The 22,107-nt window shown below is 72.5% G+C and carries 25 protein-coding genes; 13 read left to right on the top strand and 12 right to left on the bottom strand.

What is annotated here, in order from left to right:
- Positions 1-34: 34 nt before the first annotated feature.
- A complete protein-coding gene (cydB, locus tag ACFY3L_RS20075; protein WP_389325735.1) occupies positions 35-1,051 on the bottom strand; it encodes a cytochrome d ubiquinol oxidase subunit II in 1,017 nt (338 codons plus the stop codon).
- 10 nt (positions 1,052-1,061) lie between these two features.
- Positions 1,062-2,420 (bottom strand): cytochrome ubiquinol oxidase subunit I, encoded by a 1,359-nt coding sequence (locus ACFY3L_RS20070; protein WP_389325732.1) that lies wholly within the window; start codon positions 2,418-2,420, stop codon positions 1,062-1,064.
- 81 nt (positions 2,421-2,501) lie between these two features.
- Here ACFY3L_RS20070 and ACFY3L_RS20065 point away from each other — a divergent pair, with 81 nt between their 5' ends.
- The 5 genes from ACFY3L_RS20065 (at position 2,502) to ACFY3L_RS20045 (ending at position 6,180) form a co-directional block, all read left to right on the top strand.
- Positions 2,502-2,861 (top strand): BlaI/MecI/CopY family transcriptional regulator, encoded by a 360-nt coding sequence (locus ACFY3L_RS20065; RefSeq protein ID WP_389325729.1) that lies wholly within the window; start codon positions 2,502-2,504, stop codon positions 2,859-2,861.
- The gene (locus tag ACFY3L_RS20060) at positions 2,858-3,751 is read left to right on the top strand and encodes a M56 family metallopeptidase (RefSeq protein ID WP_389325726.1); all 894 of its coding nucleotides are present in this window, start codon (positions 2,858-2,860) and stop codon (positions 3,749-3,751) included. The genes ACFY3L_RS20065 and ACFY3L_RS20060 overlap by 4 nt, the downstream gene beginning before the upstream one ends.
- A 282-nt stretch (positions 3,752-4,033) precedes the next feature.
- Positions 4,034-5,305, top strand: a complete 1,272-nt coding sequence (locus ACFY3L_RS20055; RefSeq protein WP_389325723.1) for a cellulase family glycosylhydrolase — start codon at positions 4,034-4,036, stop codon at positions 5,303-5,305.
- Positions 5,306-5,422: 117 nt separating this feature from the next.
- Positions 5,423-5,887, top strand: a complete 465-nt coding sequence (locus tag ACFY3L_RS20050; RefSeq protein ID WP_389325720.1) for a hypothetical protein — start codon at positions 5,423-5,425, stop codon at positions 5,885-5,887.
- Positions 5,884-6,180 carry a winged helix-turn-helix domain-containing protein gene (locus ACFY3L_RS20045; RefSeq protein WP_389325717.1) on the top strand — a complete coding sequence of 99 codons (297 nt, stop codon included), beginning with the start codon at positions 5,884-5,886 and terminating at the stop codon, positions 6,178-6,180. Before ACFY3L_RS20050 ends, ACFY3L_RS20045 begins: the two co-directional genes overlap by 4 nt.
- Here ACFY3L_RS20045 and ACFY3L_RS20040 read toward each other — a convergent pair.
- Positions 6,177-6,464, bottom strand: coding sequence for a DUF1905 domain-containing protein (locus ACFY3L_RS20040; RefSeq protein ID WP_389325715.1), 288 nt, complete (start codon positions 6,462-6,464; stop codon positions 6,177-6,179). The two genes, ACFY3L_RS20045 and ACFY3L_RS20040, sit on opposite strands and share 4 nt — an antisense overlap.
- A 24-nt stretch (positions 6,465-6,488) precedes the next feature.
- A complete protein-coding gene (locus ACFY3L_RS20035) occupies positions 6,489-7,217 on the bottom strand; it encodes a Crp/Fnr family transcriptional regulator (protein ID WP_389326094.1) in 729 nt (242 codons plus the stop codon).
- A gap of 109 nt (positions 7,218-7,326) precedes the next feature.
- Here ACFY3L_RS20035 and ACFY3L_RS20030 point away from each other — a divergent pair, with 109 nt between their 5' ends.
- Positions 7,327-8,046 (top strand): TetR/AcrR family transcriptional regulator, encoded by a 720-nt coding sequence (locus ACFY3L_RS20030; protein ID WP_389325712.1) that lies wholly within the window; start codon positions 7,327-7,329, stop codon positions 8,044-8,046.
- Positions 8,047-8,138: 92 nt separating this feature from the next.
- Here the strand turns inward: ACFY3L_RS20030 and ACFY3L_RS20025 are convergent, their stop codons facing one another.
- From ACFY3L_RS20025 to ACFY3L_RS20000, 6 genes are read right to left on the bottom strand one after another with little or no spacing between them, the layout of a single operon-like run.
- On the bottom strand, positions 8,139-10,061 hold the full coding sequence (locus ACFY3L_RS20025) for an alpha-glucuronidase (RefSeq protein WP_389325710.1): 1,923 nt from the start codon (positions 10,059-10,061) through the stop codon (positions 8,139-8,141).
- On the bottom strand, positions 10,058-10,726 hold the full coding sequence (locus ACFY3L_RS20020) for a hypothetical protein (RefSeq protein WP_389325707.1): 669 nt from the start codon (positions 10,724-10,726) through the stop codon (positions 10,058-10,060). Before ACFY3L_RS20020 ends, ACFY3L_RS20025 begins: the two co-directional genes overlap by 4 nt.
- Positions 10,723-12,189 carry a xylan 1,4-beta-xylosidase gene (locus tag ACFY3L_RS20015; protein WP_389325704.1) on the bottom strand — a complete coding sequence of 489 codons (1,467 nt, stop codon included), beginning with the start codon at positions 12,187-12,189 and terminating at the stop codon, positions 10,723-10,725. The genes ACFY3L_RS20020 and ACFY3L_RS20015 overlap by 4 nt, the downstream gene beginning before the upstream one ends.
- Entirely contained in the window at positions 12,186-13,829 is a 1,644-nt protein-coding gene (locus ACFY3L_RS20010; protein ID WP_389325701.1) for an extracellular solute-binding protein, read from the bottom strand. Before ACFY3L_RS20010 ends, ACFY3L_RS20015 begins: the two co-directional genes overlap by 4 nt.
- Before the next feature lie 31 nt (positions 13,830-13,860).
- Positions 13,861-14,709: a carbohydrate ABC transporter permease gene (locus tag ACFY3L_RS20005; protein ID WP_389325698.1), complete on the bottom strand. Its 849-nt coding sequence runs from the start codon at positions 14,707-14,709 to the stop codon at positions 13,861-13,863.
- A complete protein-coding gene (locus ACFY3L_RS20000) occupies positions 14,703-15,611 on the bottom strand; it encodes an ABC transporter permease (protein ID WP_389325695.1) in 909 nt (302 codons plus the stop codon). The genes ACFY3L_RS20005 and ACFY3L_RS20000 overlap by 7 nt, the downstream gene beginning before the upstream one ends.
- Before the next feature lie 175 nt (positions 15,612-15,786).
- On the opposite strand from ACFY3L_RS20000, the gene ACFY3L_RS19995 reads away from it, so the two are divergent.
- The 4 genes from ACFY3L_RS19995 to ACFY3L_RS19980 are packed head-to-tail and all read left to right on the top strand — an operon-like array spanning position 15,787 to position 19,198.
- Positions 15,787-16,752 carry an acetylxylan esterase gene (locus ACFY3L_RS19995; protein ID WP_389325692.1) on the top strand — a complete coding sequence of 322 codons (966 nt, stop codon included), beginning with the start codon at positions 15,787-15,789 and terminating at the stop codon, positions 16,750-16,752.
- An 11-nt stretch (positions 16,753-16,763) separates the two neighbouring features.
- The gene (locus ACFY3L_RS19990; RefSeq protein ID WP_389325689.1) at positions 16,764-17,813 is read left to right on the top strand and encodes a LacI family DNA-binding transcriptional regulator; all 1,050 of its coding nucleotides are present in this window, start codon (positions 16,764-16,766) and stop codon (positions 17,811-17,813) included.
- 21 nt (positions 17,814-17,834) lie between these two features.
- A complete protein-coding gene (locus ACFY3L_RS19985; RefSeq protein ID WP_389325686.1) occupies positions 17,835-18,884 on the top strand; it encodes a LacI family DNA-binding transcriptional regulator in 1,050 nt (349 codons plus the stop codon).
- A gap of 29 nt (positions 18,885-18,913) precedes the next feature.
- Complete coding sequence (locus ACFY3L_RS19980) at positions 18,914-19,198, top strand: hypothetical protein (protein ID WP_389325683.1); 285 nt, start codon at positions 18,914-18,916, stop codon at positions 19,196-19,198.
- A 32-nt stretch (positions 19,199-19,230) separates the two neighbouring features.
- Here the strand turns inward: ACFY3L_RS19980 and ACFY3L_RS19975 are convergent, their stop codons facing one another.
- The gene (locus ACFY3L_RS19975) at positions 19,231-19,956 is read right to left on the bottom strand and encodes a PIG-L deacetylase family protein (protein WP_389325680.1); all 726 of its coding nucleotides are present in this window, start codon (positions 19,954-19,956) and stop codon (positions 19,231-19,233) included.
- Between the two features lie 107 nt (positions 19,957-20,063).
- On the opposite strand from ACFY3L_RS19975, the gene ACFY3L_RS19970 reads away from it, so the two are divergent.
- Positions 20,064-20,741, top strand: coding sequence for a response regulator (locus ACFY3L_RS19970; RefSeq protein ID WP_389325678.1), 678 nt, complete (start codon positions 20,064-20,066; stop codon positions 20,739-20,741).
- 77 nt (positions 20,742-20,818) lie between these two features.
- Positions 20,819-21,277 carry a redox-sensitive transcriptional activator SoxR gene (gene soxR / locus ACFY3L_RS19965; protein ID WP_389325675.1) on the top strand — a complete coding sequence of 153 codons (459 nt, stop codon included), beginning with the start codon at positions 20,819-20,821 and terminating at the stop codon, positions 21,275-21,277.
- A gap of 1 nt (position 21,278) precedes the next feature.
- On the opposite strand, the gene fdxA is transcribed toward soxR, so the two are convergent.
- The gene (fdxA, locus tag ACFY3L_RS19960; protein WP_389325672.1) at positions 21,279-21,614 is read right to left on the bottom strand and encodes a ferredoxin; all 336 of its coding nucleotides are present in this window, start codon (positions 21,612-21,614) and stop codon (positions 21,279-21,281) included.
- A gap of 57 nt (positions 21,615-21,671) precedes the next feature.
- On the opposite strand from fdxA, the gene ACFY3L_RS19955 reads away from it, so the two are divergent.
- Positions 21,672-22,058, top strand: coding sequence for a VOC family protein (locus ACFY3L_RS19955; RefSeq protein WP_389325669.1), 387 nt, complete (start codon positions 21,672-21,674; stop codon positions 22,056-22,058).
- Positions 22,059-22,107: the final 49 nt, after the last annotated feature.

The following is a 22,107-nucleotide window of genomic DNA, read 5'->3' as shown; positions in this document are numbered from 1 at the left end:
GCCGCCCGGCCCGTGAAACGACCCGCCGCCCGGCTCATGAGGCGATCCGTTCGCTGGCGACGCGCTGCCGGAAGACGCGGTACGACCACGCCTGGTAGACGAGGACGCCGGGGAGCACGACGACGGCGGCGGCGCTGATCAGGCGCAGCGCGGAGCCGGTCGCGGCAGCCTCCGACATGGTCAGCGACCACGCGCCCGACAGGGTGCTCGGCAGGACCACGTCGCCGTTGGCGGTCAGCGTGGCCACGACGGCGCCCGCGACCGCGAGCGCGACCAGGCCGAACGAGAATGCCTCCCACCGCGTCCCCGCCCGGCGGGTCAGGACGGCGACCCCGGCGAGGGGCACGGCCGCGGCCGACGCCACCAGTACCGTGGCGGCGGCCCCCGCAAGAGCGGCACCGCCGGCGACGACGAGCGCCGCGACCGCGGCCGCGAGCGCGACCCGGCGCGCCAGGAGCCCGGCCCGCCGGCGGACGGGGCCGGTGGTGCGCAGGGCCAGGAAGGTGGCGCCGAGCAGGACCGCGGCGGTGAGGGCGACCAGCGCGCCGAGGCCGGCCGCCGGGGTGAGGACCGGCGTGAGGGTGCGGCCGAGCCCGCCGCCGCTGACCTCGCCGCCGGCGTCGAGGGCGAGCCCGCGGACGAAGACGGTGAGCACGGCGCCCCACAGGAGCACGACGCCGGCCGAGCAGGCGGCGAGGACCAGGTCGCACCGGCGGCGCCAGCGCGGCGAGTCGTGCTTGCCGCGGAACTCCAGGGCGACGCCGCGGCCGGCGAGCAGCAGCAGGATCGCGACCATCGGCAGGTACAGGCCGGAGAGCAGCGCGGCGTACCAGGACGGGAACGCGGCGAACGTGACGCCGATCGCGGCGACCAGCCACACCTCGTTGCCGTCCCAGAACGGGCCGATGGTGCGCACGGCGGCGGCGCGTTCGTGCTCGTCGCGGCCGAGCAGCGGGCTGAGCAGCCCGACGCCGAAGTCGAAGCCCTCCAGGACGAAGAACAGCACCCAGCAGAGGACGATCAGCGCGTACCAGATGACGACCAGGCTCATCGAGGTCTCCTCAGTAGCTCAGGGCGGGTTCGGGGTCGGCCGCCACCGGGTCGGGCGCTGCCAGCGGCTTGCGGGCGAGGTGCCGGACGAGGCGCAGCCAGGCGACGGCGAGGACCCCGTAGACGGCGGTGAACGCGAGCAGCGACGCGAGGACCTCGCCGGTGGTGAGGCCCGGGGAGATGCCGTCGGCGACCTTCGACAGGCCGAACGCGATCCACGGCTGCCGGGCGGTCTCGGTGAAGATCCAGCCGAGGCTGTTGGCGGCGGCGGGCAGCAGCGGCAGCAGGATCGCCGCCCGGACCATCCACGCGTCGGGCCGCCGGTTGCGCCGGGTGCGCCACAGGTACAGCAGCGCGAAACCCATCGCGAGCATCCCTGCGCCGATCATGAGGCGGAAGGTCCAGAACGCCACCGGGATCATCGGCACGTAGCTGCCGGGGCCGTAGGCGGCGCTGTACTGCGCCTGGAGGTCGTCCATGCCGGCGACGGTCGCGTCGGGACTGCCGTACGCGAGGATCGACAGCAGCCGGGGCACCTCGATGCTGAAGCCGGGGATCGCGAAGACGGAGAACGGCGCGCCGGTCGTGGTGGCGTAGAGCGCTTCCGCGGCGGCCATCTTCATCGGCTGCACCTGCGTGATGACCTTGCCGAGGTGGTCGCCGGTGAGGGCGGTGAACGCGCCGCCGGCGGCGGTCATCCAGGCGCCGAGCCGGGCGAGGGTCCTGAACGTGTCCCCGTCGGCGGCATCGCGCAGCCGCCAGGCGCCGACGGCGAGCAGGAGCGCGCCGCCGACCATGACCGCGCCCGACATGGTGTGCGGGAACGCGGCGAGGTTGACCTTGTTGAGCAGCAGCTCGCTGAAGCTGGTGAGGCGGGCGCGGCCGGTGACGGGGTCGAGCTCGTAGGCGACCGGGTGCTGCATGAACGAGTTGGCGGCCAGGATGATGAACGCCGACAGCAGGGTGCCGACCGCCACGACGACGATGGTCGCCAGGTGGACCCGGCGCGACAGCCGGTCCCAGCCGAAGTACCACAGCGCGAGGAACGTGGCCTCGAGGAAGAACGCGAGCATGCCCTCGATGGCGAGGGTGGGCCCGAAGACGTCGCCGTAGAAGCGGGCGAACTCGCTCCAGGCGAGCCCGAACTGGAACTCCTGCACCAGGCCGGTGACGACGCCGACGGCGAAGGTGACGATGAGCAGCTTGCCGACGAGCATCGTGAGCTGCCGGTACTTGTCGTCGCCGGTGCGCATCCAGGCGATCTGCAGGCCGGCGGTCGCCGCGGACAGGCTGATCGACAGTGGCACGAACAGGTAGTGGTAGAGCGTGACCACCGCGAACTGCAGCCGCGTCAGGTCGAGCACGTCCATGGATCCCCCTCTACGACATCTCGTAGTAGATACTACGTGCTGTAGTACGACGCGCACCGTAATCCCGGTTACACTGAAGCCATGGCCGGACTGGGAGACCTTGAGCGCGAGGTCATGGCGCAGCTGTGGGACGCCGGGGAGCCGCTGACCGTCCGGCAGGTGCACGAGCGGCTCGACCCGTCGCGGGGCCTCGCGTACACGACCGTGATGACGGTGCTGGACCGGCTGGCCAAGAAGGGCGTCGTCACCCAGCAGAAGGCGGACCGCGCCTACCGGTACACCGCCACCCAGACGCGCGAGGAGATGACCGCGGCGCTCATGCTCGACGCCCTCAGCGCCGCACCCGACGGCGCCGCCCGCGACGCGGCCCTGGCGCACTTCGTCGGCCGGATCGGCCTGGACGCGCTCACCGCCGCGATGAAGGCCGCCAAGGACCGGTGACCGCGCTCCTGCTGGGCGCGCTCGGGCTGACCCTGTCCCTCGTCGTCCCCGGCCCCCTCGCCAGGGCGCGCTGGACCTCCCGGGCCCCCGGCGCCGCCGTCGCGCTGTGGCAGGCGATCACCCTCGCCGCCGTCCTGTGCGCGCTGGGCGTGGTGCTCGCCGGCCCCGAGGAGCTGGTCCGGGCCCGCGGCACCACGCTCGCCGTCGCCGCCCTCGTCACGGCCCTGGCCGTCGCCGCCGTCATCGTGGTGCGGCTGCTCGTGTCGCTGTTCCTGGTGGCGTACCGGTCGCGCGTGCGCCGTGCCCGCCACCGCATGCTGGCCGACCTGCTCTCCCGGGCCACGATCGACGGCGACGTGCCGCTGCGGGTCCTGGAGGGCGGGCTGCCGTTCGCGTACTGCGTGCCGGGCCGCTCCCCCAGGATCGTGCTCAGCGAGGGCACCCTGCGCCTGCTGAGCGAGCCGCAGGTGGCCGCGGTCCTCGCCCACGAGCGGGCCCACCTGCGCGCCCGCCACGACGTCGTGATGGAGTCGTTCACCGCCTTCTACCGCGCCGTCCCCGCCCCACTGCGCAGCCGCGCCCCCCTGGACGCCGTCCACCTGCTCCTGGAGGCCCTGGCCGACGACGCCGCCCGCCGCGTCCACGGCGACGAGCCGGTGCACGCGGCCCTGCGGTCACTCAGCGCCCCGGCCGGCGACCTCGAGCTCGAGGCGCACGACACCGACCGCGAACGCCGGTGGCGCCTCGACCGCCTGGCCCCCGGCGCCCCACCCACCGACTCCCGCCTCGCCGCCGCCGTCTACACCCTGGCCGCCGCGATCCTCGTCCTGCCGACGGTCCTGCTGGTAGTCCCCTGGCTGGACACCGCCCTCCAGCACTGGCCGCTGTAGGGTCTCAGCCCACTCCGCAGGTCCGTTGCCAGCGGCGGCCAGCCCACGTGGGGGGCGGCCGGGCGGCTACGGGGTGGGCGCGGCGCCGGCCGCCGCCCGTCCGGGTCACCCGGCGGTGCGGGTAGGAGCGGACGACCCGGGGTATCCGCAGGGGCCGTGACCACCGACGCCAACGTTTTGCTCAGGCCGGCCCGGCGCGACGACGTGCTGCCTGCGTGCACAAGGCGCCCGGCTCGACCGCGTACTGCCGGCCGGACCCGGGTGGTGCGGGCGGTGCTGACGGTGGCCACGCTCCTGGCCGTGTTCGTGACGCCGGGCCGGGCGCATGCCGCCGAGCCGCACATCGGCATCCAGGTGCGCGACGGCCGGCTCGTCGAGGCCAACGGCAGCGACCTCGTGCTGCGCGGCGTCAACCACGACTTCATGTGGTACCCGAACCACAACAGCTCCTTCGCGGCCATCAAGGCGGCGGGCGCCAACGCGGTGCGGGTCACCCTCGGCATCGGCCACCAGTTCCGGCGGGCCCCGGCCCGGGAGGTGGCAACCGTCATCGAGCTGTGCCGGCAGAACCGGCTGATCTGCATCTTCGACGCGCACGACACCGCCGGCTTCGGCCAGGACAAGAAGGCGGCACCGATGGCGGAGGCGGTGCAGTTCTGGCTCAGCCTGCGCGACACGCTGGCCGGCCACGAGGACGATGTCATCGTCAACATCGCCGACGAGCCGTTCGCCAACGGCACCACGTGGCCCTGGGTCCAGCAGACCGCCGACGCGATCCGCCGGCTGCGCGCCGCCGGCTTCAAGCACACGCTGCTGGTCGACGGCCCCGGCTGGGGCCAGGACGAGTCGTTCGTCATGCGCGACAACGCCGAGCGGGTCCTCGCCGCCGACCCCACCGGCAACACCGCGTTCGACATCCACATGTACGGCATGTTCAACACCGGGGCGAAGGTCAACGGCTACCTCACCTCGTTCACCACGCGCCACCTGCCGATTCTCATCGGCGAGTTCTCCAGCCAGCATCAGTGGGGCAAGCCGGACGAGGACGCCATCATGGCCACTGCGCAGGCACAGCACCTCGGCTACCTCGGCTGGTCCTGGAGCGGCAACGACAAGCAGTTCAGCTACCTGGACCTGGTGAACAACTTCGACGGCAACAGCCGCACGGCCTGGGGACGGCGGTTCATCGACGGCCCCAACGGCCTCGACACGGACACGCGAGAGGCGACGGTGTTCCGCAACAGCGCGGCCGCCGCCGGCGTCGGCCCCAAGAGCCACGCCCCGCGGGGGTTGACCGTCACGGACGTGACCTCGAGCAGCGTCCGGCTCGCCTGGCAGCGCCGCCCGGACAGGATCGGCGGCACGAGGTACCAGGTGGTCGCCGTCAACGGCGCGGGCGAGACCCGGGTCGTGACGACCAACCGCACCGACGTGACGCTCAAGGGCCTGAAGGGCTCTACGGAGTACACCTACGCCGTGTACGCCCAGAGCCTGCTCGGCAGGCGCTCACCGCGCTCGGCCGTGGTCGCCGCGATCACGCCCCCGGCGCGCTAGCGGCCAGGAGGCTCGGCACCGGGCCGGACCAAGCACGTGGTGCCGTCCCGGCTGCGGCGACTCGAGGAGCCGGAACCAAGCTTTCCATACTGGAAAGTACTCGTTATAGTTTCCAGTATGGAAAGTAATGAGGCACGCGACCAACTGCTCCTCGTGGAGCGCGCCGCCGCCGCGCCCTACGTCCAGTACCCGGCGACCCCGTGGTGGTACGCCCCGGCCGTCGGCGCGTGGACCGCCGCGTTCATCGGATGCTTCATCTGGTGGCGGGAGAACGGCGCACTGTTCGCCGCCTCGCTCGCGATCCTGCTCTCGGCCGAGGTGCTCTTCCTGACCTGGATGCGCCGGCGGCACGGAGCGCTCCCGATGCCCGGCCACGGCAAACCACCCGCGGAGATCGCCGCGGTGTGGCGCGGCTACTTCGCCGGCCTCGTGGTCATCGCGGCACTGGTCGCGCCGGCGTGGTGGTTCGGTGGCGTGCCGGTGGCCGCGGCCGCCGCCTTCGTGCTCGTCACCGCCGGACTCGCCGTCTACGAGCGCAAGTACGCCGTCGCCGCCGCCGAGGTCCGGGACCGGCTGGCGTGATCGGCGACCTCGATCCGGTCATTCACGTCCCCAAGCGGCTCGCGGCGATGGCGATCCTGGCCAACGCGCCGTCGGTGTCGTTCCGGTTCCTCAAGGAACAACTGCGACTCACCGACTCCGACCTGTCCAAGCAGATGTCAGCACTGGAAGCGGCCGACTACGTCAAGTCCACCAAGGACGGTCACGGACGGGGCGCGAGCACGACGTTCTCGATGACACGCGCCGGGCGCACGGCCTACACGGCGCACTGCGCGGCACTCCGGGCACTCATCGATCCCGGCCTGGCAGTCTAGGCGTCCACGGTGAGGCGGATGGTCACGGTGTCGGCGAGGTCGATGTCCTCGGCCTTGCGGACGCGGTCCTTCAGCGGGACCACATAGCCGCCGTCCTTCGGGAAGAGGGAGGTGGTCCAGGTGGTGTCGCCGATGCGGGCGGTCACCGGGATCATGCCCCAGCCGTAGGTGACGAGGGAGGCCGCGGAGCGCAGCGCGGCGCACTCGTCCTCCGGCACCGTCACGAAGTGGAACGGGGACGGGCCGCGCCAGTGCCACACCTCGCCGCTGAACTCCAGGTCCACGCGGACCAGCCTAGAAGACGCCCGTCAGCGGCGGCGGCCGCGCTGGGCGCGGCGGACGAGCGGGGCGTTGTCGAGGATGACGACGCACTTGTGCTCCAGGCGGACCCAGCCGCGGGCGGCGTACTCGGCGAGGACCTTGTTCACCGATTCCCGCGAGGCCCCGACGAACTGGGCGAGCTCCGACTGGGTGAGGTCGTGCACGACGCGGGTGGCGCCGTCCTCGGCGACGCCGAAGCGCTGAGCGAGCTGGACGAGCCGGCCGGCGACCCGGCCCGGCACGTCGCTGAACAGGCGGTCGTCGACGGCGGCGCGGTGGCCGCGGATGCCGCGGGCGATGACGCGCAGCAGCTGCTCCGCCACGTGCGGGTGATGGGCGATCCACCGGTCCAGGACGGGCTTGGGCAGCACGGCGAGGCGGGCGTCGGAGACGACGGTGGCGGCGGCGACGCGGGGGCCGCCGTCGAGCAGCTCGAAGTCGCCGAAGTGGTCGGTCGGGCCGAGCAGCGCCATGAGGCCCTCGCGGCCGTCGCGGGAGCGGCGGCTGATCTTCACCTTGCCCGACAGCACGATGTAGAGCCGGTCGCCGGGGTCGCCCTCGGTGTACAGGACCGTGCCCCGCTCCGCGTCGAGCCGCTCGAACTCCTGGGCCAGGGCGGCGGCGGAGTCCGGGTCGACGCTGCGGAACAGGTCGGTGGAGCGCAGCACCGGGTCGTAGGCCAACGCGCGGGAAGTAGCGGCGCCGGAAGCGAACATCAGGACCATGAGCCCTCCCCAGAACGAATCGGTACTGCGTACCATCAGGACGGTACTGGATACCAGGACCTTAAAGCAACAGGTCAAAGCGATGCGCAAGGATGGAACCGTGACCGCGATTCCCGTACGAGACCGGCTCGTCGACGCCGCCCTCGCGCTGTTCGACGAGCGTGGCTACGAGCAGACGACCGCAGACGACATCGCCGACCGGGCGGGGGTCGGGCGCACGACGCTGTTCCGGCACTACCGGTCGAAGGAGGACGTGATCTTCCCCGATCACGACCGCCTGCTCGCGACCGTGAAGGAGCGCCTCGCTACGTCGACGGCGGACACGGCGATCGTGGCGGTCACCGAGGCGGTGCGCCTCGTCCTGCTGCGGTACATCGAGGAAGGGGACCGGGCCCGCCTGCGGTACGCGCTCACCAGCCGGATCTCGACGCTGCGGGACCGTGAGATCGCCAGCGTCGCGCGGTATCAGCGGCTCTTCCGCGAGTTCATCGCCGAGTCGTGGGGCCCCGCCCCGGGCGCGGCGCTGCGGGCCGAGCTGATGGCGGCCGCCGTCGTCTCCGCCCACAACCACGTGCTGCGGCGGTGGCTGCGGCGTGACACCGCCGAGCCGGTCGCGGAGCTCGACGCCGCGATGGCGCAGGTCGTGTCGCTGTTCACGGACACCGGAGCGGGCACCGAGGCGGGCGGTGCGGCGGACGGCAGCACGAACAAGGGCAAGAACACGAGCTCGGGCGGCGGCACCGCCGTCATCGTCGTGCATGACCAGCGCGACCCCGAGCACGTCGCCGCCGCCATCCGCCGGGCGCTCCAACAGGTCTGAAGGCCCGGCGGCCGGGCCGGCGGTCGCGACGGTGACGCCGGCAGCGACCGCCATCGCCACGGCCAGCGCGACGGCGATCAGGCGGGGTCGGGTCAGGGGATCCGGCGCCCGTGGGCGTCACGGACGCCGGACTTGCGGAAGAAGTACGCGTTGACCTGGTCGCGCCACTCGGCGGCGCTGCGCACCTGCTCGTCGAGCAGCTCCGCGACCCGCGCGGCGAACGCCGGGCCGACCGACGACACCGGCAGCCGCGCCCAGCGGTCGCGCATCGCCACGACCGCGTCGGCGCCGGCGAAGTGGGTGTCGTAGATGTGCTGGATGACGGTGCCGCCGTCGTGCAGGATGTGCCCGTACGGCACGTGGTGGAAGAACAGCAGCAGCTCGTCGGGGCAGTCGTAGACCGACTCGTACACCCGCGCCAGCTCCGGCGGGTACTGCCCGGCGAAGCCGGTCCCGGTCGCGCACGTGCGGTCCACGCCGACGCCGTCGCGGTCGGCGAAGTGGTAGGTCCCCCAGGGCGTGTACTCGTAGCCGTCGACGTCTGGCCCGTAGTGGTGCCCGGGGCGGACCATGAACCCGACGCCGAGCGGTGCGGTGTAGGCCTCGTAGGTGCGCCACGAGTCGTCCATGACGGCGTGCAGCGTGTCCCTGACGACGGCGGACGCTCCGGGAAACGTCAGGCCGATCCACTCGTCGAGGATCGCGACGGGGTCGAGGTCCGGCGCCCACGCGAGCCGGCCGAACGCGTACAGGTTGGCCTGCGCGAGCGGATGCCCGGTCCAGAACGGGTCGTCGCCCGCGTTGGAGACGCCGGCGAGACCGTCCACAGTGGCCATCTCGCGGGCGGTGTGCAGCACCTCGCTCCACATCGGGGCGAGGTAGCACACGTGGCGCTGCTGGCCGGTGTACTCCTGGGTCACCTGCAGCTCGACGGCGACGTTCGTGGCGGGCACGGCGGCGATCAGCGGCGACACCGGCTCGCGCGCCTGGAAGTCGATCGGGCCGTGCTTCACCTGCAGGATCACGTTGTCGAGGAACCGGCCGTCGAGCGGCACGAAGTGGTCGTACGCGGCGCGGGCCCGGTCGGTGCTCCGGTCGCGCCAGTCCTGCCGGTGGTCGTAGACGAACGCCCGCCAGTGCACGACGCCGCCGTGCGGGGCGAGCGCCGCGGCGAGGACGTTCGCGCCGTCGGCGTGGGTCCGCCCGTACGCGAACGGCCCCGGCTGCCCCTCGGAGTCGGCCTTCACGACGTACCCGCCGAAGTCGGGGATCTCCGCGTAGACGCCGTCGGTCGCGAGGGCCCACCAGGCCCGCACCCGCGGGTCGAGGGGGTCGGCGGTGCCGAGGTCGGCGCACGGCGCGGCGAAGTTCACCGACAGGTGGACGCGGACGCCGTACGGGCGGAAGATCCCGGCGAGGGTGGCGACGTCGCCGATCCGGTCGGTGAGCAGCCGCGTCTCCGTCTCGCGGACGTTGACGTTGTTGACGGTCACGGCGTTGACGCCGCACGCCGCCAGCAGCCGCGCGTAGCCGGCGACCCGGCCGAGGTCCTCGCGCAGGGCGCCGTCGCGCCAGAAGAGCGAGCCGCCGGAGTAGCCGCGCTCGACCTGGCCCATGACGGGGTGCACGGCGACGTTGTCCCAATGGTCCAGCATGCGGCGGGCGTACGCGGGCCGGTGCACCCGCGGCGGGAACGGGTCGCCGAACGCGGCCTCGCCGAGGCGCACGACGTGGAACAGCCCGTACAGCAGCCCCGCGGGGTCGGCGGCCGCGACCGTGGTGACGCCGTCCTCGCGGGACACGACGAACCCGTCCGGCCCGCAGGCCGGCGTGGACACGGTGAGCACCAGGTCGGGTGCCTCGGCGACGACCGCGCCGCCGTGCCGCCCGCACGCCTGCGCCACCTCGGCGATCACCGTGCGCACGAGCAGTCCGTCGCCGCGGACGAGCACGCGCCGCGAGCCGACCGCTCGCAGCGCCGACGGCGGGAGCCAGGCCGGATGGACGTCGGTCATGGCCGCTCGACCACCGCGACGCCGGGGGGCTCCAGGAACCGCTCGGTGATGCCGGCGATCATCGGGCGGCTGACGGCCAGCAGCGCGGCGGCGAACGCGGAGGCGAGGAGCAGCAGCACCGCCTCCGACAGCAGCACCGTGACCGCGAGCGCCGCCAGCAGCACGGCCGCGGTGCCGAGGGCGACAGCCGGGCGGGCGGCGAGGAAGTGGGCGGCGAGCCGCAGGACGTCGGCGGGCCGGAAGACGAACAGCGACGCGATGACCAGGGCGGTGACGGCGACGAGCGTGGCCACCGCGGCGATGAGCACGAGCAGGCCCGACCACCACACCGGTACACCCGCCGCATCCCGGTGCAGGAGGCTGACGGCCACCACGGCCAGGACCGCCACCAGCGGCGCCCAGATCCGCAGTGCGGCAAGGGCGTTGAGCCGGTAGCCGCGCCAGAACGCGGCGGCGGGGCGCAGGTCGGCGGGGTCGGCCGGCTGCCGGTGCAGCGCGTAGAGGGCGGCGGACAGCGCCGGCCCGACCGGCAGGGCGCCGGCGGCCACGACGACGCTCCGGTCGAGCAGGACCAGCAGCGCCAGCCCGGGCGCGACGGTGGCGACCAGCAGCAGCTCCACCACCAGCAACGGGTAGACCCGCGCCGCGACCCGCCCGAGCCTCATGCCGGGCCGCCCAGGATCCGCGTGTCGTCCCACCACGGCGGCGTCTCGTCGTGGACCGGGGTCACCTCGACCAGGGTCACCTCGTGCGCGGCGAGGGTCAGGTCCAGGTCGACCCGTCCGTCCACGACCGGCGCGCTCCAGTGGCGGCGGGCCGGCTCGGACGCCTCCCGCAGCGCGTCGAGCTGCCGCACGCCGGGCGAGCGCGGGCTGCCCATCTCCCGCCACGCCGCCCAGGCATTGCCCGCCTCCTCCGACACCGACGAGCGGGCCACATACGCGGCGCCGCCCGGGGGTCCGGCGGGCACGGTCAGCCGGACGCGCTGCCCGTGCCCGGAGGCCCACGCCAGGACGGTGACCCGGCCGGCGCCGTCGCGGGTGACGAGGTGGTCGTCGCCGCGCGCTACGACCTCGTCGCCCATGCGGGCGAGGAAGGCGTACAGGTGGAACGTGGGCTTGCGGATCTGCCGGTGGGTGAGCAGCCCGAACCCGCCGTGGAACAGCGCCGCCGGGATCCCGTTCTCCTCGAACACGTCGCAGAACGTCCAGTAGGAGAACGAGTCCACGACGTCCCCAGCCGCCGCGACGACCGGCGCCAGGTATGCCGCGTGGAACGCGGTGTCGTGGACGGGGTTGTCGGGGCGGTAGGAGGAGTTGAACTCGGTGATGTGCACCGGCAGCCCTTCGAGGGCCGTGCCGGCGAGCTGCCGCCCCGGTGCGGCGAACTGGTCGAGGAGCGTCGTCGCCGGCGCGAGCGTCTGGTGCACGCCGAAGGGCACGTGCCGGGCGGCGCCGGAGGTGTACGCGTGGCGGCTCACGAAGTCGATCGGGACGTCGCGCGCGGACACGAACTCGGCGAACCGCGGCAGCCAGCCGTCGTCCGCGCCCGGCGAGAGGGCCGGCCCGCCCACCTGGAGCCCGGCGTCGACGTCCTTCACGGCGTGGGCGGCCGCCTCGTACAGGTCGTGGTAGGCGTCCTGGTCCGCGTGCTGCCAGAAGTCCTTCAGGTCGGGCTCGTTCCACACCTCGATCGGCCAGCCGCGCACCTCGTCGAGGCCGTACCGGTCGACGAGGTGCGCGACGGTGCCGCGGACCAGCGCCGCCCACTCGGCGCGGTCGTTCGGCGGCGTGACGTTGCCGCGCCACCAGAACACGGTCTGGTCGCCGGACGCGAGCCCCGGCGGCATGAAGCCGAGCTCCACGAACGGCCGGATCCCGAGCCCCAGGTACGCGTCGACCACCTGGTCGACGTAGGTGAAGGAGTGCAGGACCCGCCGCTCGCCGGCGTACTCGTACGGCCGGTGCACGCCGGCGCCGGCGCTGAACAGCCCGTGCTGGCGGATGTGCCGGAACCCGATCTCCCGCTGCAGCAGCGCCAGGGAGTCCTGGTAGTCGCGGCGCAGCGCGAGCTCGAACCGCCCGGCCCCGATGCAGTGCCGCCACGCGTCACGGAAGCGCCCGGTCACGGGTGATTCTTCTTGTACCGGTTGTAGGCGGCGTTGACGACCTCGATGTAGCGGGTCATGTTCTTGCCCTTGAGCTCGCTCACGTAGGTGTCCCACTCGCTCAGCGGGCGCTGGCCGAGGATGAACTTCAGCGTCTGCTGGTTGACGTGGTCCTTGAGCGTCGTCTCCCACAGCGTCGCCTGCTCGCGTTCGTCGGCGTTGAGCGGGTGCGGGGGTGCCAGCGGCTGGTTCTTCCGGCCGTTCAGCACGTCCTGGATCAGCTGCTCCTCCTTCGGGAACTGGGAGTTGAGCAGCTTGGTGCTGCCGCCGTAGCTGAACACGCCGTTGGAGAAGCCGTACTCGACCTGGAGGTTCTTCGTGCCGGGCGGGTTGAGCCCGCCCCAGTTGACGTCCGGCGCGAGCTTGAACGTGCCGTCCTCGACGCTGCCGGTGTACGTGGTGCCTTCCACACCCCACTTGGCGAAGAGCTTGCCCTGGGGCGAGTAGTACAGCCAGTCCATGAACTGCATGAGCGCGACGAAGTGCTTGCTGTCGCGGGCCTTGGCGGAGATCATGACCCCGCCCTCCAGGCGGGACCCGGCCTTCGTGTCGCCCATCGGGCCGGTCGGTGGGGGGATCTTCGACACGGTCGCCCCGGGGATCTTCGCGATGCCCGGGCGCAGCTCGTTGACGACGGTCTGCGCGTTGCAGCTGATCACGAACGACCGGCCGTTGGCGAACTTCTGCTTGGCGATGTCGTCGGACTGGGTGAAGCTCTCGGGGTCGACAAGCTTCTCCGCGACGAGCGAGCTGAGGTACTCGACCAGCTGCTTGTACTGCGGGGACGCGCCGGTGTAGACGAACGCCTTCGCCGCGTCGTCCCAGCTGGCGTGCTGATAGCTCCAGCCGGCCAGGGTGCCGTACGCGGCGCCGACGATCGACAGCAGGTTGTTGGCGCCGGGGTTGGCCGGGCTGCTCCAGCGGTCCGACAGCGGGTACACGTCGGGGTGCGCGGCCTTCATCGCCCGCAGGACCGTCCGCAGGTCCTCCCACGTCTTCGGCACCTGCAGGCCGAGCTGCTGCAGCACGTCGGTGCGCACCGCGACGGAGTACTCGGACCAGACGTCCTCGTGCAGGCCCGGCAGCAGGTAGAACTTGCCGTCCTCCTGCCGGTACGTGTCGAGGTCGGCCTGCAGGTTCCACCTGGCGACCTGGTCGCGGAAGTTCGGCATGAGGTCGAGGTGGTCGCTGACCGGCAGGATCGCCCCGCTGGCGATGTACGCCTCCTCGTCGGGGTGGTACGTCTTCGGGATGATCATCGGTGCGTCGCCGGCCGCGACGACGACGCTGCGCTTCTGGTTGTAGTCGCTGCCCGGCACGACGGTGGCCTGCAGCGTCACGTTGGTACGCTTCGTGAGCTCCTTGAAGAACAGCCAGTCGGCCTTGTACGGGTAGCCGGCGTTGCTCAGCATCATGATGGAGAACGTCAGCGGCTGGGCGGCGGTGAACTGCGTGCCCATGCCGTAGCCGTCCATGGCGCCGTCGCGGTGACCGGTGTAGTCCTGGCCTTTCGCCGGGTCGTCGTCACCGCAGCCGGCGAGCGAGACGAGCGCGGCGGCGCCGGCCGCGCCGAGCAGGGTGCGCCGTTTCAGGTGCGACATGGGGAGCTCCTCGAAGATGGCGGGCGGCGCGTCATCCCTTGACCGCGCCGAGGGTGATCCCGGAGACGAAGTACCGCTGGACGAAGGGGTAGACGAGCATGATCGGCAGCGCCGTGAGCACGATCGTCACCGCCTGGATGTTGGCGGCGATCTGCAGCGCCGTGTCCGACGGCGTGGAGATGTCGGATCCGCCGGTCGAGCCGGCGATGAGGTTGCGCAGGTAGACGGTGACGGGGAACAGGTCGGCGTCGTCGAGGTACAGGAACGCCGGGAACCACGAGTTCCAGAAGGCGACCGCGTAGAACAGGACCATCGTGGCGATGACGGCCTTGGACAGCGGCAGCACGATGCGCCGGAGGATGCCGTAGGTGCCGAGGCCGTCGACGGCGGCGGCCTCCTCCAGCTCGACCGGCAGCCCCTCGAAGAACGCCTTCATGACGAGGAGGTTGAAGACGCTGATGGCGTTGGGCAGCACGACCGCCCACATGGTGTTGCGCAGCCCGAGCCCGCTGACGAGCACGTAGTTGGGGATCAGGCCACCGTTGAAGAACATGGTGAACACCGCGACGCCGACGAGCAGCGCCCGGCCCTTCAGGTGCCGCTTCGACAGCACGTACGCGTAGCAGGTGGTCAGCAGCATCGAGACGGCGGTCGCGACGACCGTGTAGACAAGGGTGTTGCGGTAGTTGGCCCAGAACACGGGGTCGGACATGACGACCCGGTAGGTGGTCGTGTTGAACCCGCGCGGCAGCAGGTTGACCTCGCCGGCCTGGATCGCCTGCTCCTCGCTGAACGAGCGGGCGATGACGTTGCAGAACGGGTAGAGCGTCAGCACCACGACGGCGGTGAGGACCAGCCCGAGGACGGCGCGCTTCACCACAGGCCCGCTCCGACCGTGCGCTTGGAGACGAAGTTCGCCGTGAGCACGAGGGTCAGGCCGATCACCGACTCGAAGAGGCCGATCGCGGCGGCGTAGCTGAAGCTGCCGGAGACGACGCCGACCCGGTACAGGTAGGTGGAGATGACGTCGGCGGTCGGGAACGTCAGCGGGTTGTACAGCAGCAGGACCTTCTCGAACCCGACCGACAGGAACGTGCCGACGTTGAGGATCAGCAGGGTCACCATCGTCGGGCGGATGCCGGGCAGCGTCACGTGCCACGTCTGCCGCCACCGGCTCGCGCCGTCGATCCGGGCCGCCTCGTAGAGCTCGTGGTCGATGGTGGTGAGCGCGGCGAGGTACAGGATCGTGCCCCAGCCGACGGTCTGCCACACCTCCGAGGAGATGTAGATGGTGCGGAACCAGCCGGGCCGCTGCAGGAACGGCACGGCGTCGGCGCCGACGGCCCGCAGGCCCGCGTTGACCACGCCGTCCAGGGCGAGCAGCTGGAAGACGATGCCGGCCACGACCACGATGGACAGGAAGTGCGGCAGGTAGGAGACGGTCTGCACGAGCCGTTTGAGCCAGCGGGTGCGCACCTCGTTGAGCAGCAGCGCGAGCACGATCGGCAGCGGGAAGACGAACAGCAGGGTCAGGCCGCCGAGGATCAGCGTGTTGGTGAAGACGTGCCAGAACGTCGGGTCCTGCCAGAACATCCTGAAGTAGCGCAGGCCGACCCAGGTGTCGCCGAAGAGGTCGCCGCCGGGGCGGAACCGCCGGAACGCGATGACGTTGCCGGCCATCGGCAGGTAGCGGAAGACGACGAAGAACAGCAGCGGCAGCACGGCGAGGGAGTACAGCTGCCAGTCGCGGCGCAGCGCGGACCGCCAGGTGCGACGTGTCATGCCCCTCCTCCATGCTCTTCCAGGACCGAAAGTTTCGGCAAACATTCGCGAGGCATCGGGCAATGTAGATTTATCGTTGCGTCCTGTCAAGGACTCGATCTATACGCAGTGAACTGCGCACACTATTCCTGGTCGATGTTTTGGCCGCCCTGGAAACTTTCGGTCGAGGAGACCCATGCCGCAGTTCGACCTCCCGTTGCCCGAGCTGCTGCGGTACGCCCCGGCGGTAGCCGAGCCCGCGGACTTCGACGCGTTCTGGGCCTCGACGCTGAGCGACGCGCGGACCGTGCCGCCGGTCCTCGCCGCCGCCCGGGTGGCGACCGGGCTGCGGCTCGTCGACACCTGGGACGTCACCTTCGCCGGCTTCGGCGGCGACCCGGTCCGCGCCTGGTTCAGCCGGCCCGCCGGGGTGCCCGCCGCGCTGCCCGCCGTGGTGGAGTTCGCCGGCTACGGGCGCGGCCGCGGCCTGCCGCACGAGCGCCTCACCTGGGTCACGGCCGGCTACGCGCACCTGCTGATGGACAACCGCGGGCAGGGCGACCTGTACGGCAACGGCGGCGCCACCCCCGATCCCCGCGCCGGCGGATACCGGCTGCTCACCGAGGGGATCCTGGCACCGCACGACTACTACTACCGGCGGCTCGTCACCGACGCCGTCCGGGCCGTCGACACGGTCCGGGCGTTGCCGGGCATCGACCCGGCGCGGGTCGCGGTCGCCGGTAACAGCCAGGGCGGCGGGCTCGCCCTCGCCGTCGCGGGTCTCGTGCCGGACGTCGCGGCGCTGCTGGCGACCGCGCCGTTCCTGTGCCACTTCCAGCGGGCGGTCGCGCTGACCGACGCCTCGCCGTACGGGGAGATCGCCCAGCACCTGGCGGTGCACCGCGGCGTCGAGGACCTGGTCTGGCGCACGCTGTCCTACGTGGACGGCGTCAGCTTCGCCCGGCGGGCGACGGCACCCGGCCACTTCGGCGCCGGCCTGCGCGACACCGTGTGCCCGCCGAGCACCGTGTTCGCGGCGTACAACGCCTACGGGTGCGCCGACCGCGTGATGCACGCCTACCCGTACAACGGGCACGAGGGCGGCGACGCGGTCCACGTGCGGCGCCAGCTGGACTGGCTGCCCTCGAAACTTTCGGCGTAGACTCGCGGGCTATGCCGACCCCCAGGCCGTCGCACAGCAGGGCCACCATGTCGGAGATCGCGGCCGAGGCCGGGGTGTCCGTCCCCACCGTCTCGAAGGTGCTCAACGGCCGGCGCGACGTCGCCCCGGCGACCCGGGAGCGGGTCGAGGCGCTGCTGCGCGCCCGCAGCTATCTGCCCCGCCGCACGCCGCCGGCCCGGACCGCCGGCCTCATCGACGTCGTCTTCGTCGACCTCGGCAGCGCGTGGGCGATGCAGATCCTCGCCGGTGTCGAGGAGGTCGCACACCGCGCCGGCACCGGTGTCGTGGTCTCCGCCGTGCACGGGCGCACCCGCACCGCGCCCGACCGCCGCTGGCTGGAGCACCTCGCCGCGCGCCGGTCCGACGGTGTCCTGCTCGTGCTGTCCGAGCTCGCCGCCGACCAGCGCGCCCGCCTCGCCGACCTCGGCATCCCCGTGGTCGTCGTCGACCCGGCGGGGCAGCCGGACCCGAGCGTCCCGTCGGTCGGCGCCACCAACTGGACCGGCGCGCTCACCGCCACCGAGCACCTGATCGGCCTCGGCCACCGGCGGATCGCCGTCATCGGCGGCCCCGGCGACGTGCTGTGCGCCCGCGCCCGCGTCGACGGCTACCGGGCGGCGATGCACGCCGCCGGCCTCGAGGTCCCCGCCGGCTACGAGCGCACCGGCGACTTCACCAGCCCGACCGGCCACCGGGAGACCCTGGCGCTGCTGGACCTGCCGGCGCCGCCGACCGCGATCTTCGCGTGCGCCGACGAGATGGCCCGCGGCGCCTACGAGGCCCTGTACGAGCGGGGCCTGCGCGTCCCGGACGACATGAGCGTCGTCGGGTTCGACGACCTGGAGCAGGCCCGCTGGTCGATCCCGCCGCTGACCACCGTGCGGCAGCCCCTGACGGAGATGGCCGGCCTGGCGACCCGGATGCTGCTGTCCCTCGCCGCCGGCGAGACCCTGGACTCGACCCGCCTGGAGCTGGCCACGCCCCTCGTCGTGCGGTCCAGCACCGCGCCGCTTGGAAATGTTTCCATGTCCTTCGAATGATCCCGGCCATAGACTGGCGTCGTGGACTCCGCGACAGCGCAAGCCTCCGGCGGCCGCCGGCGCCGCGGCGAGGTCACCGTGGCGACCATCGCGCGGCTCGCCGGCGTGTCACCGCCGACGGTTTCGAAAGTTCTGAACGGACGGTCCGGCATCGCCGTGGAGACCCGCGACCGGGTCGAGGCGCTGCTGCGCGAGCACGGCTACCGGCGGGGCGAGTCCGCGGCCGCGGCCGTGTCGCCGAGCGTCGAGGTCGCGTTCTACGGCCTGGAGAGCCACCTCGCGATGGAGATCCTGCGCGGCGTCGAGCAGGTCGTCCGCGACCGGGGCCTCGCCGTCGGGTTCACCGACCTGCAGGGCCCCGGGTCCGGCGGGCGCCGCACCGCCGACCGGCTCCTCGCCCGCCGCCCCACCGGTGTCATCGCGGTCAACTCGGCGTTCCGGGCCCGGCAGTACGAGCAGCTCGCCGCCAGCGGCGTGCCGATGGTGGTGCTCGACCCGACCGGCGAGCCGATGCACCCGATCCCGTCGGTCGGCGCGACCAACTGGAGCGGCGGCATCGCCGCGACCCGCCACCTGCTCGACCTCGGCCACCGGCGGGTCGGCGTGATCACCGGCCCGATGGAGTACCTGTGCGCCCGGGCCCGCCTGGAGGCCTGCCGCGGCGCGCTCGACGCCGCCGGCGCGCCGCTCGACCCGGCCCTGGTCCGGCACGGCCGGTTCGACTTCGACGACGGCGTCCTGCTCGGCCGGCAGCTGCTGTCGCTGCGGCACCGGCCGACCGCGATCCTGTGCGGCGACGACCTGCAGGCCCTCGGCGTCTACGAGGCCGCCCGCCTGCTCGGCCTCCGCATCCCCGGCGACGTCAGCGTCGTCGGCTTCGACGACATCGAGGTGACCCGCTGGTGCGGGCCGCCGATGACGACGGTGCGGCAGCCGTTCGCGGAGATGGGCGCGACCGCCGCCCGCATGGTGCTGCAGCTGGCGGTCGGCGAGCCGGTCGAGCCGGCCCGCGTGGAGCTCGCCACCCAGCTCGTCGTCCGCGCCAGCACCGCACCCCCGCCGTCGTCGTGATCGAGCCGCCCGACCCACACGCGCCGGCGATGGACCGCCCGGCGAAGGCCGTCATCTCCGCGCTGCTCGCCCGTGACGTCCTGCCGATCTCGAGCGGCACGGGTTCGCCGGGCGCGGGCGCGACTTCCGGCGGACCCGCGACGGCCGGCAGGAACGGACCCGTGTGCGTGGCGGACTTCTACGGGGCCACCGCCGAGGAGTTCCGGCGTCCGCTGCGGCGCGCGTTCGCGAGGCTGGCCCCGCAGTTCGCGGCCATCCGGGAAAGTTCCACACCGGGCGGCGAGTCACCGGACCCGCCGCCAGCACCCGATTGACACTCCCCGACCGGTGCGCACACGCTCTGCGGTCACCCGGCCTCGACGAACGCCTCCTCGTCGTTCAGCGCCCGGTACTCGTCCATGCCCAGCAGCGCGACGGCCGGCGCCACCTGGGTGTGCATGGCGAGCAGCGCCGCGATCTTGCGGTCGAGCTCCGCTCCCGTCAGGCGTACGTGCAGCGCCAGCTCCTCCTTCGCGACGCCGACCGGCCGCTCGTCGGTCATGAAGACCTGCCACTGCTCGTACCGTCCGCTCCAGGTGTCCAGGTGCTCCTGGGTCATGGCGGCGTGCAGGAGCCGCCCGGGCCGGCCGGCCCGCTCCCAGGCGGCGCCCACCCACGCGGAGATCGTCTGATGGTCGGGGTGGAACGTGCCGCCGTCCGGCCCGAACGTCAGCACCGTGTCGGGGGCGACGTCGGCCAGCAGCGCCGCGATCCGCTCGACCGGCTCGGCCGGGTCCATGGCCGCCAGCCCGCCGTCGGGGTAGCCGAGGAACCGGTGCTCGGTGACGCCGAGCACGGCCATCGCGGCGGCGGCCTCCCAGCGGCGGGTGCGGCCGAGCCGCTCCGGCGGCCACGCGACCGGGTCGTCGGTGCCGCGCTCGCCGGCGGTGGCGCTGACGCACACGACCCGCTGCCCGTTGGCGGCGGCGGCCGCCATGATGCCCCCGGCGCCGTACGTCTCGTCGTCGGGGTGCGCCCAGATGGACACGATCGTGCCGAGCTTCTCCGCCTGTTCCGTGTCTCGCTGCTCCACGCGTCCATCTTGCCGGGTCCGCGGCGTGGTGCACTCGTCCGGCGACTGCGGCGTGACGGTGCACTCCCGGAAACGCTCCGCCAGGCGCGGCGAGCGACAATACTGCCGTGAGCCGGATCCTCCTCGTCGACGACGACGAGCCGCTGCTGCGTGCCCTGCGGATCAACCTCACCGCCCGCGGCTACCAGGTCGACACCGCCGGGACCGCCACCGGCGGCCTCATCTCGGCCGGCAACCACCACCCCGACCTCGCCATCGTCGACCTGGGCCTGCCCGACCTCGACGGCATCGAGGTGGTGAAGGGCCTGCGCGCCTGGAGCGACGTCCCCATCATCGTGCTGTCGGCCCGCCACACCGAGCCCGCCAAGGTGGCCGCCCTCGACGCCGGCGCCGACGACTACGTCACCAAACCCTTCGGCGTCGACGAGCTCCTCGCCCGCATCCGCGCCGCCCTCCGCCGCGGCGCGCCCCCCGCGGCGCCGGCGCCGATCGTGACGACCGACGCCTTCGTCCTCGACCTGACCGCCAAGCGCGCCACGGTCCCCACCGGCGAGGTCCACCTCACCCCGACCGAGTGGCACCTGCTGGAGGTCCTCGCCCGCTCCCCCGGCACCCTCGTCGAGCACCGCCAGCTCCTCCGCGAGGTCTGGGGCCCGCGGTACGAGACGGAGACGAACTACCTGCGGGTCCACTTCGCCAACCTCCGCCGCAAGCTCGAACCCGACCCCGCGAACCCCCGCCACCTCCTCACCCATCCGGGCCTCGGCTACCGCCTCGAGCTCTGACCGCCGCCCGGAAGGCCTCACCATGGTCCTGAGCTTCCCCTTGATCTCAACCTAGGTTGAGGTCCTACGGTCCACGGGTGTCGTCGAACGCGCACTCGAAGGACCTGCTGACCGTCGGTGAGGTCACCGCCCGGACGGGGGTGGCCGCGTCCGCCCTGCGGTTCTACGAGGCCGAAGGGCTCATCACGGCCGAGCGCAACCGTGGCAACCAGCGGCTGTACCGGCGGCACATGCTGCGCCGGATCTCGCTGATCCTCGCGGCCCGGCGGCTCGGCATCCCGCTCGCCGACGTCGCGCAGATCTTCACCACGCTGCCCGCCGACGAGGAGCCGAGTCACCGGGACTGGGTGCGGGTGTCCCGGGTGTGGAAGCGCGAGCTCGAGGACCGCCGGCGGTACATCGTCAACCTTGAGCGCCAGCTCACCGCCTGCATCGGCTGCGGCTGCCTCTCGATGCGATCGTGTGACCTGCTCAACCCGGACGACCGGCTCGGCACGCGCGGCCAGGGCCCGGTCCGCCTCGACGAGCCGGCCTGACTCACGCCAGGGCGTCGTCGTGGACCTGCGGCGGCAGGGCCGCCACGTACGCGTGGTCGCCCGGAATGCGGGCCACCCGCGTGGATCCGCCCGGCGAGCCGACCGCGGCGAAGAACCCGGCGTTGACGGCCGTGAACTGGCTCCACTCGGCGGGAAGGTCGTCCTCGAAGAAGATGGCCTCGACCGGGCAGACCGGCTCGCACGCGCCGCAGTCGATGCACTCGTCCGGCTGGACGTACAGCATCCGGTCGCCCTCGTAGATGCACTCGACCGGGCACTCGTCGAGGCACGCCTTGTCCATCAGGTCCACGCACGGCAGCGCGATCACGTAGGTCATGCCGCGGAGACTATGAGCTCAACCGCACTTGAGCTCAAGCACCTATAGGGTGGTGGGATGGCACCGGTCAGACAGTTCCAGGTCACCTTCGACTGCGCGGACCCGTGGCGCGTCGCCCGCTTCTGGTCGGAGGTGCTGGGCTACGTCCTGCCGCCCGAGCAGAAGGATCCGGCGTTCGCGTCGTGCACGGACCCCACCGGCGCCGGCCCGCGCCTGTTCTTCCAGCGCGTCCCCGAGGGCAAGGTCGTCAAGAACCGGGTCCACCTGGACGTGCGCGTCGGCACCGGCCTCGTGGGCGAGGAGCGCCTGGCCGCCCTCGAGGCCGAATGCGCCCGCCTGCTCCCCCTCGGCGCGGTCCGCGGCAAGCTCCTGCTCGCCGACGGGGTGAACGAGTCGTGCCAGCTCATGCAGGACATCGAGGGCAACGAGTTCTGCCTCGACTGACAGTCAGCCGTAGAACTCGCGCGACCATGGTGGTTGCCGGTCGTCGAGG

It is taken from the genome of Dactylosporangium sp. NPDC000521 (assembly GCF_042898305.1).
Taxonomy (GTDB): domain Bacteria; phylum Actinomycetota; class Actinomycetes; order Mycobacteriales; family Micromonosporaceae; genus Dactylosporangium.
The sequence above is the reverse complement of the archived record's forward strand: the minus strand, read 5'-3'. Positions and strand labels throughout refer to the sequence as shown.